General features: G+C 47.2%; 15 protein-coding genes and 1 pseudogene. 15 read left to right on the top strand and 1 reads right to left on the bottom strand.

What is annotated here, in order from left to right:
- The 12 genes and pseudogenes from HMPREF2726_RS01095 to yacG all read left to right on the top strand — a co-directional run.
- Window positions 1-281, top strand: a pseudogene (locus HMPREF2726_RS01095) (redoxin domain-containing protein); the annotation flags it as partial.
- Window positions 282-628: 347 nt separating this feature from the next.
- A complete protein-coding gene (gene hpaR, locus HMPREF2726_RS01090; RefSeq protein WP_003757119.1) occupies window positions 629-1,066 on the top strand; it encodes a homoprotocatechuate degradation operon regulator HpaR in 438 nt (145 codons plus the stop codon).
- Between the two features lie 10 nt (window positions 1,067-1,076).
- Complete coding sequence (gene hpaC / locus HMPREF2726_RS01085; protein ID WP_036529651.1) at window positions 1,077-1,577, top strand: 4-hydroxyphenylacetate 3-monooxygenase, reductase component; 501 nt, start codon at window positions 1,077-1,079, stop codon at window positions 1,575-1,577.
- 333 nt (window positions 1,578-1,910) lie between these two features.
- Entirely contained in the window at window positions 1,911-2,609 is a 699-nt protein-coding gene (murU, locus tag HMPREF2726_RS01080; protein ID WP_009312807.1) for an N-acetylmuramate alpha-1-phosphate uridylyltransferase MurU, read from the top strand.
- Window positions 2,610-2,921: 312 nt separating this feature from the next.
- Window positions 2,922-4,001 (top strand): iron-sulfur cluster carrier protein ApbC, encoded by a 1,080-nt coding sequence (gene apbC, locus HMPREF2726_RS01075; protein WP_009312806.1) that lies wholly within the window; start codon window positions 2,922-2,924, stop codon window positions 3,999-4,001.
- A 729-nt stretch (window positions 4,002-4,730) separates the two neighbouring features.
- Entirely contained in the window at window positions 4,731-5,990 is a 1,260-nt protein-coding gene (locus tag HMPREF2726_RS01070; RefSeq protein WP_070601907.1) for a YadA family autotransporter adhesin, read from the top strand.
- Window positions 5,991-6,054: 64 nt separating this feature from the next.
- A complete protein-coding gene (bamE, locus tag HMPREF2726_RS01065) occupies window positions 6,055-6,528 on the top strand; it encodes an outer membrane protein assembly factor BamE (RefSeq protein ID WP_003757128.1) in 474 nt (157 codons plus the stop codon).
- A gap of 533 nt (window positions 6,529-7,061) precedes the next feature.
- Window positions 7,062-8,741, top strand: a complete 1,680-nt coding sequence (gene pilB / locus HMPREF2726_RS01060; protein ID WP_003757129.1) for a type IV-A pilus assembly ATPase PilB — start codon at window positions 7,062-7,064, stop codon at window positions 8,739-8,741.
- Window positions 8,742-8,812: 71 nt separating this feature from the next.
- Window positions 8,813-10,054 carry a type II secretion system F family protein gene (locus HMPREF2726_RS01055; protein WP_009312802.1) on the top strand — a complete coding sequence of 414 codons (1,242 nt, stop codon included), beginning with the start codon at window positions 8,813-8,815 and terminating at the stop codon, window positions 10,052-10,054.
- Between the two features lies 1 nt (window position 10,055).
- Window positions 10,056-10,919, top strand: coding sequence for a prepilin peptidase (locus HMPREF2726_RS01050; RefSeq protein WP_009312801.1), 864 nt, complete (start codon window positions 10,056-10,058; stop codon window positions 10,917-10,919).
- Between the two features lies 1 nt (window position 10,920).
- On the top strand, window positions 10,921-11,550 hold the full coding sequence (gene coaE, locus HMPREF2726_RS01045) for a dephospho-CoA kinase (protein ID WP_070601905.1): 630 nt from the start codon (window positions 10,921-10,923) through the stop codon (window positions 11,548-11,550).
- A gap of 54 nt (window positions 11,551-11,604) precedes the next feature.
- Entirely contained in the window at window positions 11,605-11,790 is a 186-nt protein-coding gene (gene yacG, locus HMPREF2726_RS12570; protein WP_003763805.1) for a DNA gyrase inhibitor YacG, read from the top strand.
- Window positions 11,791-11,989: 199 nt separating this feature from the next.
- Here yacG and HMPREF2726_RS01040 read toward each other — a convergent pair whose 3' ends face one another.
- Window positions 11,990-12,325, bottom strand: coding sequence for a hypothetical protein (locus tag HMPREF2726_RS01040; RefSeq protein ID WP_003744687.1), 336 nt, complete (start codon window positions 12,323-12,325; stop codon window positions 11,990-11,992).
- Window positions 12,326-12,625: 300 nt separating this feature from the next.
- On the opposite strand from HMPREF2726_RS01040, the gene HMPREF2726_RS01035 reads away from it, so the two are divergent.
- The 3 genes from HMPREF2726_RS01035 (at window position 12,626) to HMPREF2726_RS01025 (ending at window position 16,658) form a co-directional block, all read left to right on the top strand.
- Window positions 12,626-13,477, top strand: a complete 852-nt coding sequence (locus HMPREF2726_RS01035) for a mechanosensitive ion channel family protein (RefSeq protein WP_070601903.1) — start codon at window positions 12,626-12,628, stop codon at window positions 13,475-13,477.
- 32 nt (window positions 13,478-13,509) lie between these two features.
- On the top strand, window positions 13,510-14,376 hold the full coding sequence (locus HMPREF2726_RS01030) for a hypothetical protein (RefSeq protein WP_003757139.1): 867 nt from the start codon (window positions 13,510-13,512) through the stop codon (window positions 14,374-14,376).
- A gap of 245 nt (window positions 14,377-14,621) precedes the next feature.
- Window positions 14,622-16,658: a M3 family metallopeptidase gene (locus HMPREF2726_RS01025; RefSeq protein WP_070601901.1), complete on the top strand. Its 2,037-nt coding sequence runs from the start codon at window positions 14,622-14,624 to the stop codon at window positions 16,656-16,658.
- Window positions 16,659-16,784: the final 126 nt, after the last annotated feature.

The following is a 16,784-nucleotide window of genomic DNA, read 5'->3' as shown; positions in this document are numbered from 1 at the left end:
CATCTCCGACAATCGATCGCCTACATCAAAACGGTATTCCTACGCTCGGTGTCGCCGTACATTCCGGCTCCGATACAGAGATTCAATCCTATATGAAGGAACACCAACTGCAATTCCCGACAGTTAACGATTCAGACGACCAGTTGGCAGCCAACTGGAAAATTGCCGTTACCCCGACCATCATTTTGATTAAAAACGGAAAAATGATACATCACACCTCAGGGTTGAGCAGCTATTGGGGATTGCGCAGCAGAATCTGGCTGATGAACCTCTTCTACTGACCAAACCCCTATTAAAATCCTTAAAATATAAAGAACCCAAACACCATACGGCATATCCATCGTTTCAAAATATATTCGTTTTTTAAAGAAATGAATTACCCAAAAAATCCGTACTTGATGATTTTGTTGAGATTGCGCAGAAAATAGACTAAGATAGGATTATAAGAAAACTTGGGAACATTATTATCAAAACAAACTGTTCAGCGTATTCCCAACATACCCAAACAATGATGCTTTTGTTCCCATATATCCTTGCCGCTTCAATAGCGGCTTATAATAAAAAACGCTTTTTGCATACCTGCCTCGCGCTTCAACGGTTTGATTTTTGATAACAATGGAGACTTATAATGCCCAACCAATCTAAACATGCATCTATCAATATTGGACTGATTCAAGCCCGAGAAGCGTTGATGACACAATTCCGCCCTATTTTGAACCAAGCCAATATTACCGACCAGCAATGGCGTATCATCCGCCTTCTGGCAGAAAACGGCACATTAGACTTCCAAGATCTCGCCAACCAAGCCTGCATCTTACGTCCCAGCCTGACCGGCATCCTGACCCGCCTGGAAAAAGCAGGCTTGGCGGTACGCCTGAAACCCTCTAACGACCAGCGCCGCGTTTACCTGAAGCTGACCCAAGAAGGCGAAAAACTGTACGAAACCATAGGCGCGCAAGTGGATGAACGCTATGACGCCATCGAAAAAATCTTATCCAAAGAAAAAATGCTCGAATTGAAAGAGCTTTTGCGCCAGCTCGCGCAAATTGAGCAGGCACTAAAATAAAAGAAACTGAATGACAGATTCCGCACACACACTCAAGAGCCCATTCCGCGATGCTATGGCATCCTGTGCCGCAGGCGTCCATGTTATTACCACAGACGGACAGTCCGGACGTTACGGCATTACCATGACAGCCGTAGCGCCGATTACCGACGAGCCGCCTACCGTTATGTTATGTATCAACCGGCAGGCAGGCATCATTCCCATATTGCAGGCAAACCGAAACCTCTGTATCAACACCCTGTCAGAAAATCAGCAAGACGTCGCCGAACACTTCGCAGGACTCACCAACCTTTCCCCCGAAGAACGCTTCGAATACCACATTTGGCATAGAGGGCAAACCGGTCAACTCGAAGTTGAAGGCGCACTGACCCATTTACACGGCCACATTATCGATCAACACGAAATCGGCACACATTTCATCTTTTATGTCCGCATCGATGAAATCACCACAACCCACACCGACAACCCAGCGCTACTGTATTTCCGCCGACAATTCAAATCATTGGCCTGAACACAAGGTCGTCTGAAAACCCATCTTCGTTTTCAGACGACCTATTGATTCCGTACCCCCTCATCAACGACCAATCAATACACCGATAACCAAAGTATCATTCCCTTTGAATCCTGACGGCACAACACTGTATACTTTCACATCAAATGACTATAGTGGCTTAACTAAATCAGGACAAGGCGACGAAGCCGCAGACAGTACAGAGACAGTACAGAAACCGATTCACTTGGTGCTTCAGCACCTTAGAGAATGTCTCTTTGAGCCAAGGCGAGGCAACGCCGTACTGGTTTAAAGTTAATCCACTATATAATCCCATCCCAAACAAGGACAGCCATGAAAGCAATGATACTGGCAGCAGGACGCGGAGAAAGGATGCGCCCCCTGACCGACCACACACCCAAACCACTTCTAAAAGTCGGCAGCGAACCACTCATCGGCTGGCATATACGTCGTCTGAAAAACGCAGGTTTCACCGAAATCGTCATCAATCACGCATGGCTAGGCGAACAAATCGAAGCCACACTTGGTAACGGTGCACAATACGGAGTCAGCATAGCCTACTCTCCCGAATCGACAGGCGGACTGGAGACTGCCGGCGGAATCGCTACCGCCCTACCCTTACTGGGCGACGCCCCTTTCCTTGTCATCAACGGAGATGTTTTGACCGATATCGACTTCAACGCCGCCCGACAGGCTGCCACATCCCTACAAACATCCAACCTACTGGCACATATTTGGTTGGTTCCCAATCCCCCGCACAATCCGGAGGGCGATTTTTCCATTTCTCCCGATGGACAGGTACACTCCAATAAAACCGAAGGAATCGCGCTAACTTTCAGCGGCGTAGGCATATATCACCCCGACTTCTTCCAAAACACACCCGCCAATCAAATCGCCAAACTCGCACCTCTATTGAGGGAAGCCATGAACCAACACCGCGTTACCGGCGAGCAACACAATGGATTATGGCTGGATGTCGGCACTACAGAACGACTCAAAATAGCAAATGAACTTGCCGCAAATTGGGATTAACATTCACCACTCAGCTCATTCATATTCATTGAGACATAATATAAAGTTCAGAAATATAATTACATAAAATATCATGACCAACCTGATAATTTATTGTATAAAAACTCTATATTTTTAATAATATTTAAATTAATTTTGATGACTTTAGATACAGTTTTTATTGTAAGAAAATTTATTACAGCACTCACGCATTTTTCCTGAAATATGGATCCGTATCTTTCATACCATACCTACCGTATTTCCTGTATTTAACACACCAAACATGAATCATCCTTCATTCAATTATCGTCCCCTATCAACCAGAGATACGCCATGAATATCGCAGCCATTCAAACTGCACTGGAAGCAGTAAAAATCCCCGGTACCGAACGCACGCTCGGCAGTGAAAAAGCCGTCCAACTGTTGGAAGAACGTTCCGACGGCCTCCATATCGGACTGAAATTCGGATTCCCCGTCGGCCACATCGCCGCCGACATCGCCAACAGCCTGCAAGAAGCCGTCATCGGCATCACGGGCGACGCGCATATCCACCTCAGCATCGACACGGAAATCACAACGCACAAAGTACAGCCCGGCGTTGCCACCATCAAAGGCGTCAAAAACATTATCGCCGTTGCATCCGGCAAAGGCGGTGTCGGCAAATCCACCACCACCGCCAATCTTGCCACCGCCATGGCACGCATGGGCGCACGCGTGGGCGTACTGGATGCCGACCTCTACGGTCCGAGCCAGCCGACCATGTTGGGCGTGCAAGACCGCAAACCTGACCAACAAAACAAAAAACTGATTCCCGTCGAAGCCGAAAGCGGCATCCAAGTGATGTCCATCGGCTTTCTGGTCGATACCGACCAAGCCGTCGTTTGGCGCGGCCCGATGGTCAGCCAAGCCTTGCAGCAGTTGATGTTCCAAAGCGAGTGGGACGAAGTGGACTACCTCTTCATCGACCTGCCGCCGGGTACTGGCGACATCCAACTCACCCTGTCGCAAAAAATCCCCGTAACCGGTTCGGTCGTCGTTACCACGCCGCAAGACATTGCCCTGATTGACGCGCGCAAAGCAGTCGATATGTTCCACAAAGTCAATATTCCGATTTTCGGCGTACTGGAAAACATGTCGGTACATATCTGCTCCAACTGCGGCCACGCTGAAGCTATTTTCGGTTCGGAAGGCGGCAAAAACCTGGCAGGTCGTCTGAATGTCCCGCTGCTCGGACAGCTTCCGTTAAGCCTGCCTGTGCGCGAAGCAATGGACGGCGGCGCGGCGAAACAGTTGTTTGACGAACATCCCGCCATTGCCAAAATCTATACCGACGCGGCCTTCCAAATCGCACTGACCATTGCAGACAAAGGCAAAGATTTCAGCAGCCGCTTCCCGAAAATCGTGATTGAATGATACAACCACAAACCAATAAAGCCCGATTGCAATAATCGGGCTTTATTTTTGACTAAAAGGTCGTCTGAAAACTCGGATTGTCTTTACAAATCTCAGCTTATCCCAATATATACCATCCAAACAAAAATACCTCTTATCCACACCATGGCACAAGTATCGAAAATACAACACAAATCTATGGAATAATTAACAGAGAGACAAAAAAGAAAAATATCATTTCCAGTAGAAAAAATATATCTTCATATAAAATTTCCTACCATATTAAATATATAAAATGCAACGCTTGATTTCAACAATGACCAAACCGAAAAAAATAAGATATTTTTAATTAACTAAAAAGCAAAAAACGCAATTTAAAACCAAAATAAATCAAAAAACATAAATATATTATATGTGTTATTATTTTTTTTGTTATATATTACATATAGATAATGAGGAAATCGATTGTTTTTTTATAATGAAGTTAATATTTGATAAAAAAAAATAATAAATACAAAATAAGGAACTTCATATAATGGTGATCATGTACGAAGTAGCAAATCGTGCTTCGAACCATTTGTTTTCTGAATCAATTTTATTTTTTAGAAATAAAATTTTATGTATTTTACTACTGCTCGATGACCAGTGGTATGCATATTAGATAAACGGCATATATTTGTCAATTAAAATATGCAAAATATATAGATTCATCCATATTATTATTTATGTGTTTTTATCAGGGAGATAATTATGAAACACAAAACACACATGAATCGTTTTACCGCGCTCAACAAAACAGTGGCTTTGTCATTGGCAGCCGCAGGTCTTGTTTCTGCTTCACCTGCATTTGCAGCAGCGCTGACAAATGCTTCATATGTAAGCATTAACGATAACAACGAACCCGTCCGCGGCAACTATGACAGCAAGGGCGCAACTGGCCGTTACGGCGTGGCTGTTGGCATTCAAGCCAGCGCAAAAAGCCACAGCACTGTTGCAATTGGTACTGAAACCACTGCTGAACATGAATCTGCTACTGCAGTTGGCACACTCTCCAAAGCTGAAGGCACTGCCGCTGCAGCTTTCGGTCAAGGTGCCAGTGCAACTGCTAATGCAGCTACCGCTATCGGTCGCCAAGCTGCCGCAAAAGGCAACAGCAGCACTGCAGTAGGTTCTTCCTCTGTCGCTGAAGGCCTGTCTTCTACCGCATTTGGCTCCGGCTCTAATGCTACAGCTCCTGCCTCCACCGCTGTCGGACAAGGTACTCAAGCAACCGGCGCTTACACCGTTGCAGTAGGTCAAAAAGCTCAAGCCAGCGGTACTTCTGCGGCTGCAGTAGGTTCTTCTTCCGTCGCCAGCGGCAACTACTCTGTTGCAACAGGTCCTGCTTCCCAAGCTACTGGAAACGCCAGCGTCGCTTCTGGTCTGCAGGCCCAAGCTAAAGGCGGCTCTTCTGTCGCTATCGGTCGCGGAGCGATTGCAAGTGATGAATACTCTGTTGCTTTAGGCGCAAATTCTACTACTTCTGCTGCAGTAGGCACTAACAGCGCTACTGTAAACGGCGTAACTTACAGTGGTTTTGCCGGTACTAATCCTACATCTACAGTAAGTGTAGGCTCAGCAGGTAACGAACGCACAATCACCAATGTTGCAGCCGGCCGTATCACACCTACCAGCACAGATGCCATCAACGGCAGCCAACTGTACCAAGTAGCCGCACAAACAAACGGCAACACCATCGTTATCAATAACCTCCAAGACCGTATCAACGATATGAACAAAGACCTGCGTGCAGGTATCGCTGGTGCTACTGCAATCGGCTTCCTGCAACGTCCGAACGAAGCAGGTAAAAGTATCGTTTCTGCAGCTGTAGGTGGCTATCGTGGTCAACAAGCAATTGCTGTTGGTTATGCACATAATTCCGATAACAACAAATGGTCTATCAAAACCGGCGTAAGCGTGAACACCCGCAAAGATGTCAACTGGGGCGGAAGCGTCGGCTACCAATGGTAAGACCTAGAGGGGATGGTTTAAAATCATCTCCATCTATCAAAGATTTGATATAAAAGGAAAAAACATGAAATTATCGAAATTTGTATTGCCTGCGATTGCAGCACTCTCCTTGGCAGCCTGTGGCAATCTGAGCAAAGTTAGCAAAGAAGGCACTACTGACAATCCCGTATGGCCTGATGCAGCCAAAACCACCCTGCGTCACGATGGTACCCAACATGGTTCTTGGCCAAACTGGGATAATGTCCGTCAAATTGAAGCCGGCATGAATAAAGACCAAATCTATGAACTGATTGGACGTCCTCACTTCCAAGAAGGTCTTTATGGCGTGCGCGAGTGGGACTACTTGTTCAACTACCGTGAAAATGGCGAACACAAAACTTGCCAATTCAAAATTCTGTTTGATAAAGACAAAAATGCCCAATCATTCTATTGGATGCCTGAAGGCTGCGGTCCGAAAAAAGCAGAACCTCAAGTTGTTCGTGAAGTCATTATTCGCGAAGTTGCACCTGCTCCCGCACAAACTCGTATTCGCCAATAAATTATCGACTAATGAACTGAGTCCCTATTTTTAATTGACTTAATTTACTGAAATAGTCGCTCATATCAAATCAAAGCCGGATCATGTACTCAAACATGATTCGGCTTTTCGCATTTTTAGTTTTCAGACGACCTACATGTGGTCTATCCCCACCATACTGTCTCTTAAATACCACCAAATTATCCCGCTAGAAACAGCATCCAAAGCAATCACTCCAAGAGAGTCTCATACAAAGTTCCGCCGAGAAGTGTTGCAACTGTATTGTTTGCCTTATAATAGCGACTCCTTAAAAATTTCCAAACCACCCTCCCTATAATATTCTGCATAAATAAGGGATTGCACATACCATCGGAATATCATATTATTCCTTAACAATAAATAAAAACACTTAAAATAAAATTTCCTTTTAATACAGTTAAATACAAAATATCAAGTAACCAATGGGGATCTCCTTTTTGTAAGATATTTCATCGGCATGATGCCTGAAAATATTTACTGTATAAAAGGTTATACAAGAAATGGATAATTGAATAATGAGTATCGGACTATTACGCGTACTGCTTCAAAGCCAGACCATTACAAATGCACAAGCTGAACATTACGGCAATGCCTTGAAATCAGGGAAAGAAATCTTACCCATGCTTTTTGCGGACGGCATCATCTCTCCTAGAAGTTTAGGAGAATTAGTTGCACGTGTATTCAGCTACCCCTTATTGGATTTGCATCATTATCCTCGCAGCAATGTCATAACTGATGTTTTAAGCGAAGAACAGATGGTTCAAAATCGATGCATACCCATATTTCGTCGCGGCCGTAAAGTTTATCTGGCCGTATCAGACCCGACACAAATCCAAAACTTCCAAAAAATCACTTTTTCTTCAGGTGTGACGATAGATTTAGTTGTCGTACCTGACGATCAGTTAAGCTCCCTTTTAGAATGGTTAGGACAACGTTCTACCACCATCTTAAAAGAAATTAGTGAAGAACAAGAAGCTGCCCAGCCCTCTCAGGCGCTTTATATTGACAACGAAGAGGCTGAAGATGGACCTATTCCACGCTTTATTCACAAAACTTTATCAGATGCACTAAATGCAGGCGCATCCGATATACATTTCGAATTTTATGAACAAATGGCTCGTGTCCGTTTTCGTGTAGATGGACAGCTAAGGGAAGTGGTTCAACCCCCTGTTGCTGTACGCGGACAGCTGGCTTCACGCATCAAAGTAATGGCGCGTTTGGACATTTCGGAAAAACGCGTACCGCAAGATGGTCGTATTCAGATTGCTTTCCATAAACACGGTCGCCCCATTGATTTTCGTGTAAGTACGTTACCTACGCTTTTTGGCGAAAAAGTGGTAATGCGTATTCTGAATTCTGATGCAGCAACTTTAAATATTGACCAACTGGGATTTGAGCCTTTCCAAAAAGAAATGCTGCTTGAGGCTATTCATCGGCCTTATGGCATGGTATTGGTAACAGGTCCGACAGGCTCCGGTAAAACCGTATCACTTTATACTTGCTTGAATATTTTAAATACAGAAGACGTCAATATTTCCACCGCAGAAGACCCGGCCGAGATTAATTTGCCCGGCATCAACCAAGTCAACGTCAATGATAAACAAGGTTTGACTTTTGCTGCGGCGTTGAAATCTTTCTTGCGACAAGACCCTGACATTATCATGGTAGGTGAGATTCGGGACTTGGAAACCGCGGATATTGCCATCAAAGCGGCACAAACCGGACATATGGTGTTTTCAACGTTGCATACCAATAACGCGCCTGCGACCCTATCCCGTATGTTGAACATGGGGGTTGCCCCATTCAACATTGCCAGTTCCGTCAGCTTAATTATGGCGCAACGACTATTGCGTCGTCTGTGTTCGAGCTGTAAGCGTGAGGTTGAACGTCCTCCAGTTCCCGCATTAAAAAAAGCAGGATTTACAGATGAGGATTTAGCAAAGGATTGGAAACTCTACCGTCCTGTCGGTTGCGATAGTTGTCGTGGTAAAGGCTTTAAAGGCCGTGTCGGTGTCTACGAAGTAATGCCGATTACCGAGGAAATGCAACGTGTCATTATGAATAATGGTACGGAAGTTGATATTATGAACATGGCCTATAAAGAAGGCATGGTCGATTTACGCCGTGCAGGCTTATTAAAAGTTATGCAAGGGTTGACTTCATTAGAAGAAGTGATTGCTCACACTAACGATTAAACCATTGAATCGAAGAAACACGGGGACTTTTGTTTTCTTCATTCTTAAACATTAAACCAAGGGGTAACAAAATGGCTCAAGCAGAGCAAAAAAGAGGCTTATTCGCTCAAAAAAATAAAGGCAAACGTTTTACGTTTGAAGGTAAAAATACCAATACGGATCAATTAGTCCGAGGCGAAGTAGTCGCCAAAGACGAAGAAGAAGCGCGTAAAAAGCTCCAACGTCGCGGGATACGCCCTTTACGTATCAGTAAAGTAAAGGCAACTAAAAAGCGTCGTATTACTCAGGAAGACATTACTGTCTTTACCCGTCAACTTGCCACCATGATGAAAGCAGGTCTGCCTTTAATGCAGGCTTTTGAAATTGTCGCACGCGGACACTCCAACCCATCCATGACTGAAATGTTGATGCAAGTCCGTGCAGATGTGGAACAAGGTAGTGCATTAGGTAAATCATTTGCCAAATACCCAAAATATTTCGACCGTTTTTATTGCAATCTGATTGCGGCCGGCGAAGCTGGCGGTGTTTTGGAAAGCCTGTTGGATAAACTTGCTGTATATAAAGAGAAAACGCAAGCCATTAAGAAAAAAGTGAAAACCGCGCTGACATACCCAATTTCTATTGTTGTTGTTGCAATAGCATTGATTTTTGTGATGATGCGCTGGGTATTGCCTGAATTTGGTAAGGTTTACGAAAGCATGGGAGCGAAACTGCCTGACTTAACCCAAATTGTTATGGATATTTCCAAAATTTTTGTGGAATATGGATGGCTGATGATCGTTATCTTTATTGCCGTTTGTTTTGGTGTTTATAAACTACATGAAAAATCAACAAGTTTCCAAAAACGTATAGATGCAATGATCTTACGTTTACCAATTTTTGGTCCGATTGTCCGTAAAGCGACTATTGCTCGGTGGGCTCGTACCACTTCCACCTTGTTTGCCGCAGGCGTACCTTTGGTAGAAGTTTTAGATTCAGTAGCAGGAGCAGCCGGTAATATCCTTTATGAGGAGGCAACACAAGACATTCGTGCGAAAGTTACTCAAGGTCTTTCTTTGACTTCGAGTATGCAAAGTACGGATATGTTCCCCAATATGGTTATTCAAATGGCCGCTATTGGTGAAGAATCCGGTTCCCTTGATGATATGTTGAATAAGGCTGCTGAATTTTACGAAGATGAAGTTGATAACTCTGTAGCACAATTATCCTCACTGATGGAGCCCATCATTATGGTAGTTTTAGGCGCCATCATCGGAACATTGTTGGTAGCAATGTATCTGCCGCTGTTTAACCTCGGTAACGTAGTAGGTTAATATGCTGGAATCTTTGGATACATTAGCGCCATTTGCTATTCCTTTATCTGTCATTGTTGGTTTGTTAATCGGAAGTTTCCTTAATGTCGTCATTTACCGCGTTCCTGTTATGATGGAACGCGGCTGGACTCAGTTTGCGAAAGAGCATTTGCAACTTGAATTAACGGAAGAAGAGCAGCAACCATTCAATTTGATGAAACCGGATTCACGCTGCCCTAAGTGTCATGCTCCGGTAAAGGCTTGGCAAAATATTCCGATTGTCAGTTATCTGATGCTTGGCGGTAAATGTGGTGCGTGTAAAACGCCCATCAGCATCCGTTATCCCTTAATCGAATTATTGACCGGTATATTGTTTGGCGTAGTGGCGTGGCAATATGGCTGGACGATGGCTGCATTTGGCGGTTTGATATTGACTGCGCTATTGATTGCATTAACCTTTATCGATGCGGATACTCAATATTTACCCGACAGCCTGACCCTGCCGTTGATATGGTTAGGTTTGCTGTTTAATTTGAATGGCACATTCGTGCCGTTGGAATCCGCCGTTTTAGGTGCAGTTTTCGGCTATATGAACTTATGGCTGTTGTGTTTTATCTATAAGCTTTTGACTGGAAAAATCGGTATGGGTAACGGCGATTTTAAATTGCTGGCTGCACTAGGTGCATGGCTTGGTGTCGGCATTTTACCTGTATTGGTCTTTATGGCAGCGTTAATTGGTCTGATTGGTGCGATTATCGGACGGGTTGCCAAAGGACAATATTTTGCTTTCGGTCCGAGTTTGGCTATTGCCGGCTGGATTATTTTGGTAGCTAATGAGCCGGTACATCGTGCAGTCACTTGGTGGCTGACCAAATCAGGGTTTTAATATGACTTTATGGATAGGTTTGACGGGTGGTATCGGCAGCGGGAAATCTCAAGCAGCAAAAATATTTTCTGATTTGGGTGTCCCGCACATTGATGCCGACGCCCTGAGTCGAAACCTGACGGCGGATAACGGTATAGCATTACCGGCTATCCGCTGTCTTTTTGGCGACAAGGTTTTTCATACCCAAAACAGTCTGAACCGTGCTGCTTTGAGGGATCTTGTTTTCAGACGACCTCAAGCCAAAAAAGAATTGGAAGAGGTGTTGCTGCCTTTGATTTTAAATGAAATCAAATCTGCAAAAACCCGCTATCCTAACGCAGCATACGGCATCATCGATGTACCTTTGCTGATTGAAAATCCGGAATTTTTAGCGGCTGTCGATAGAGTATTGGTTATCGACGTTTCTGAAGCAACCCAAATTCTTCGCGTTCAGCAAAGAAGCGGTTTGAATACAGAAGAGATCAAGCGCATTATGAACACTCAGGCCAGCCGCAAAACGCGGCTGCTCTATGCAGATGATGTCTTAGAAAATGAAGGGACTTTATCTGAATTGACCCAAAAAATTCAGGGACTGCATAGGTTTTATCTGGGATATTCCGGCAGCTCGAAATTTGGTACATCATTGCCCTAACGTGAAATATTTCAATCAACAGACAAAGCATAAATGATTTGTAAGGAACAAATAATGACTGAAGTAACGACTGTAAAATGTCCGACCTGTCAAAAGCCGGTGATATGGAATGAAGAGAGCAAATACCGGCCTTTTTGCAGTCAACGCTGCCGATTGATTGACTTAGGTGAATGGGCGCAAGAGAAATATACGGTTGCAACAGAAGAAGATGATAGTTTATCGGACTTATTAAAATTATAAACGATAGAACATAACTATCTAATAGAACCTGGTTTAACAAACAAAAAATAAAGCCATTTACCCCTCCCCCTCCTTCTCAATGAGATGGAAAACACAAAAAGGTCGTCTGAAAACACCATTCCGTTTTTTACGGAAGCAGCATTTTCAGACGACCTTTTGTTCTTAACGCTTATTTCAGAAGAAACCGCTTCTATTGCGCTTACTTCACAATCTCGACCGGACCGTGATCGTCGCAGTGGTCGCCGTGTTGGTGGTGCAGGCGGCCGTTGACGATGTAGTCGGTGTGATCGCCGTGCGGTACGGCTTCGTGGCCGCAGCCTTCGCCGTGAACGTGGCCTTGGCAGGTATCGACGGGATGGCAGCCGTCGGGGTTGGTTTCATTGACGCTTAAGCTGTGTTCGTCGTAATGACCGTTGTGCTCGTGATGCAGATGACCGTCGTGCAGATAGTCGGTGTGATCGTCGTGTTTGATGGCGGTATGGCCGCAACCGGCGCCGTGGGTATGATCGTGATGATCGTGGATTTTGCAAGTCATTTTGATTCCTCTTTATCGGCAGTTGAATTCAAACCCTTTAGGTTACGCCCCTATATTATCCTTTTTTGGCATCTCAGTAAACAATTTCTTCTTTATTAACATAGTGTTACGGTATATCATTATAGTTCTTAAAGGTCGTCTGAACGCACAATTTTAATGATATGACTCTTGCGAATGTTTCAGACGACCTCTCCATTCGTTATCATTTATAATGTCATTTCCTAGACGGCTTGGCAGCTTATACCGATGGTTTGCGGGTCGTCTGAAAACAATATCAAGATAAATATAGGATTTTTCACTATGTGGGACACAGTACGGCAATGGCTGCATACCCTGCCGGTGCGCGAGGAAGTCGTGGAATCGGTGCTGATGGTGGTGGCGCTGCTGGTTTTGCGGGGTATTTTACTGAACCTGTATCTGCGCCGCCATCCGCATTACAGCATTGAGGAAAAACGCCGCTCTTTGGTACTCAGCCGCAATCTGACGCTGATTTTGACCATTTTCGGACTGGCGGTAATTTGGGCGACACAAATTCAGACGCTGGCGCTGTCGATGTTTGCGGTAGCAGCGGCGATTGTGGTGGCAACTAAAGAGCTGATTATGTGTTTGTCAGGCAGCATCCTGCGCTCGGTAACGAAACAATATTCGGTCGGCGACTACATCGAAGTTGACGGTCTGCGCGGGCGCGTGGTTGATATTAATCTTTTGAACACGCTGATGATGCAGATCGGTCCGAACCCGTTGGTCGGTCAGCTTTCGGGCAAAACGCTGTCGTTTCCCAACAGCCTGCTTTTGAACCATTCCGTCCGCCGCGACAATATCTTGGGCGATTATGTGATTCATACGGTGGAGATTCCCGTGCCGATTCATTTGGATTCAGATGAGATTGTAGGTCGTCTGAAAGCCGTACTCGAGCCTTTGTGCCGACCTTATGTGCCTGCCATCCAGCAGCATTTGGATAATGTTCAGGCGGAGAAATTATTTATTACACCCGCCGCCCAGCCGCGCGTAACCCGCGTGCCGCATGACGACAAGGTGTACCTTATCATTGTGCGCTATGCCTCGCCCGTGGCGAAGCGTTTAGAAATCCAGCAGGCGGTGTTGGATGAGTTTTTGCGCGTACAATACCGCCTGCTAAACCCTCAAGCTTAACCCCATAATCTATTAATAATCAGGAAAATACTATGTTGCCCGAATCCGCCCTTACGCAAATGTACCCCGTCATCATGACCCCCAGCCACGACGGGAAATATTTCCACAATTACGTCCTTTCGCTGCTCAATATCGTCCACACCAGCGCGCAAAACGGCTGGCCGCTGCAAGTGATGATGCAGCGCGGCGAGAGCCTGATTACCCGCGCGCGCAATAATTGCGTGGCGACCTTTTTAGAAAACAAAGAATGGACGCACCTCTTCTGGATAGACTCCGACATCGGTTTTTCCGCCGAAGCGTTCTACCGCCTGCTTTTGGCAGACAAAGACGTCGTTGCCGGCATTTATCCGTTGAAACGCGAAAACTGGCCTGACGAAGGCGTTCCTGCCGGCACGACCCAAGCGGATTTCGAGCGGATGTACACCGCCTACACCGTCAACACAGGTGATAAAAACGAAAACGGCGAAATCGTCCTGCGCGTCGATGAAGAAGGTTTTATGAAAGTCGATGACGCGCCGACCGGATTCATGGTCATCAAACGCAGCGTGTTCGAAAAAATGATGGCCGCCTACCCCGAGCTGAACTACATCTCCGACAGCGACTACAAGCGCGAAGACAAAGGGCTGCACTACCGATTTTTCGACTGCATGGTCGATCCCGAAAGCAAACGCTACCTTTCCGAAGACTACACGTTCTGCCGCCTGTGGCAGCAAATCGGCGGCGAAGTCTATGTCGACGTACAATCCAACCTGACCCACCAAGGCGCGAAAATCTACCGCGGCGCGTTTGCCGATTCGTTGCAAACCAATATCGCACAAGCCGTATTCGCCCCCGCCGGCACACCGATGAGCCTCGACCTCGCCGCCCCGCTCAAATCCAACCCGCGCGGCGCAGAATAGCGTAAAAACAGGGAAAGACGCTTTAAGCCTGACGCGATGGCACTATATCTCCCCTATCGTTTGCCCCATCGTTTTCAGACGACCCCGAATCCAAACAGGTCGTCTGAAAACACAATCGGTTCGCCCGAACGGCAAACCTAAAACCCCAGACACACATTATCCCCATTTTCCCATTGACTCAGGCGGCAGCCATTTTTCAGACGACCTCCGTCCGAACCCGCCACCCACACAAAGGAATCCCATCCATGACCGACAACGTACTGCTCCATTTGGGCGAAGAACCCCGTTTTGACGCCATCCAAACCGCCGACATCAAACCCGCCCTGCAAACCGCCATCGCCGAAGCGCGCGCGCAGATTGCCGAAGTCAAAGCCCAAACGCACACCGACTGGGCAAACACCGTCGAGCGACTGACCGACATCACCGAACGCGTCGGCAGGATTTGGGGCGTCGTGTCGCACCTCAACTCCGTCGTCGATACGCCCGAACTGCGCGCCGTCTATAACGAACTGATGCCCGAAATCACCGTCTTCTTCACCGAAATCGGACAAGACATCGAGCTGTACAACCGCTTCAAAACCATCAAAAATTCCCCCGAATTCGCCACCCTCTCCCCTGCACAGCAAACCAAGCTCAACCACGACCTGCGCGATTTCGTCCTCAGCGGCGCGGAATTGCCGCCTGAACAGCAGGCAGAGCTGGCAAAACTGCAAACCGAAGGCGCGCAACTCTCCGCCAAATTCTCGCAAAACGTCTTAGACGCAACCGACGCCTTCGCCCTCTACTTTGACGACGCCGCACCGCTTGCCGGCATCCCCGAAGACTCGCTCGCCATGTTTGCCGCCGCCGCGCAAAGCGAAGGCAAAACAGGCTACAAAATCGGTTTGCAGATTCCGCACTACCTCGCCGTCATCCAATACGCCGACAACCGCGAACTGCGCGAACAAATCTACCGCGCCTACGTTACCCGCGCTAGCGAACTTTCAGACGACGGCAAATTCGACAACACCGCCAACATCAACCGCACCCTCGAAAACGCCCTGCAAACCGCCAAACTGCTCGGCTTCAAAAACTACGCCGAGCTGTCATTGGCAACCAAAATGGCGGATACGCCCGAACAAGTCCTCACCTTCCTGCACGACCTCGCCCGCCGCGCCAAACCCTACGCCGAAAAAGACCTCGCCGAAGTCAAAGCCTTCGCCCGCGAACGCCTGAACCTCGCCGACCCGCAGCCGTGGGATTTGAGCTACGCCAGCGAAAAACTGCGCGAAGCCAAATACGCATTCAGCGAAACCGAAGTCAAAAAATACTTCCCCGTCAGCAAAGTCCTGGCAGGCCTGTTCGCCCAAATCAAAAAACTCTACGGCATCGGATTCGCCGAAAAAACCGTTCCCGTCTGGCACAAAGACGTGCGCTACTTCGAGCTGGAGCAAGACGGCAAAACCATAGGCGGCGTCTATATGGACCTCTACGCCCGCGAAGGCAAACGCGGCGGCGCGTGGATGAACGACTACAAAGGCCGCCGCCGCTTCGCCGACGGCACGCTGCAACTGCCCACCGCCTACCTCGTCTGCAACTTCACCCCGCCCGTCGGCGGCAAAGAAGCCCGCCTCTCCCATGACGAAATCCTTACCCTCTTCCACGAAACCGGCCACGGCCTGCACCACCTGCTCACCCAAGTGGACGAACTGGGCGTATCCGGCATCAACGGCGTCGAGTGGGACGCAGTCGAGCTGCCCAGCCAGTTTATGGAAAACTTCGTCTGGGAATACGACGTCTTGGCACAAATGTCCGCCCACGAAGAAACCGGCGCCGCCCTGCCGAAAGAACTCTTCGACAAAATGCTCGCCGCCAAAAACTTCCAACGAGGCCTGTTCCTCGTCCGCCAGATGGAGTTCGCCCTCTTCGACATGACCATTTACAGCGAAGACGACGAAGGCCGTCTGAAAAACTGGCCGCAGGTTTTAGACAGCGTGCGCAAAGAAGTCGCCGTCATCCAACCGCCCGAATACAACCGCTTTGCCTTGAGCTTCAGCCACATCTTCGCCGTCGGCTACTCCGCAGGCTATTACAGCTACGCATGGGCCGAAGTCCTCAGCGCCGACGCCTACGCCGCCTTTGAAGAAAGCGACGACGTCGCCGCCACAGGCAAACGCTTCTGGCAGGAAATCCTCGCCGTCGGCGGCTCCCGCAGCGCGGCGGAATCCTTCAAAGCCTTCCGCGGACGCGAACCGAGCATAGACGCACTGTTGCGCCACAGCGGCTTCGACAACGCGGCTTGATAGTAAGGTTGAGGTAATGAAAAGGTCGTCTGAAAAGTTTTCAGACGACCTTTTGCCGCAAATTTATACCTTATAAAATCATTCCAAAAACTAATATAGTCAATTAAAATCAAAATAGGACAGTAA

The sequence above is a fragment of the Neisseria sp. HMSC074B07 genome (assembly GCF_001810355.1).
Classification (GTDB): Bacteria; Pseudomonadota; Gammaproteobacteria; order Burkholderiales; family Neisseriaceae; genus Neisseria.
This window is presented reverse-complemented; position numbering and strand designations above follow the sequence as displayed.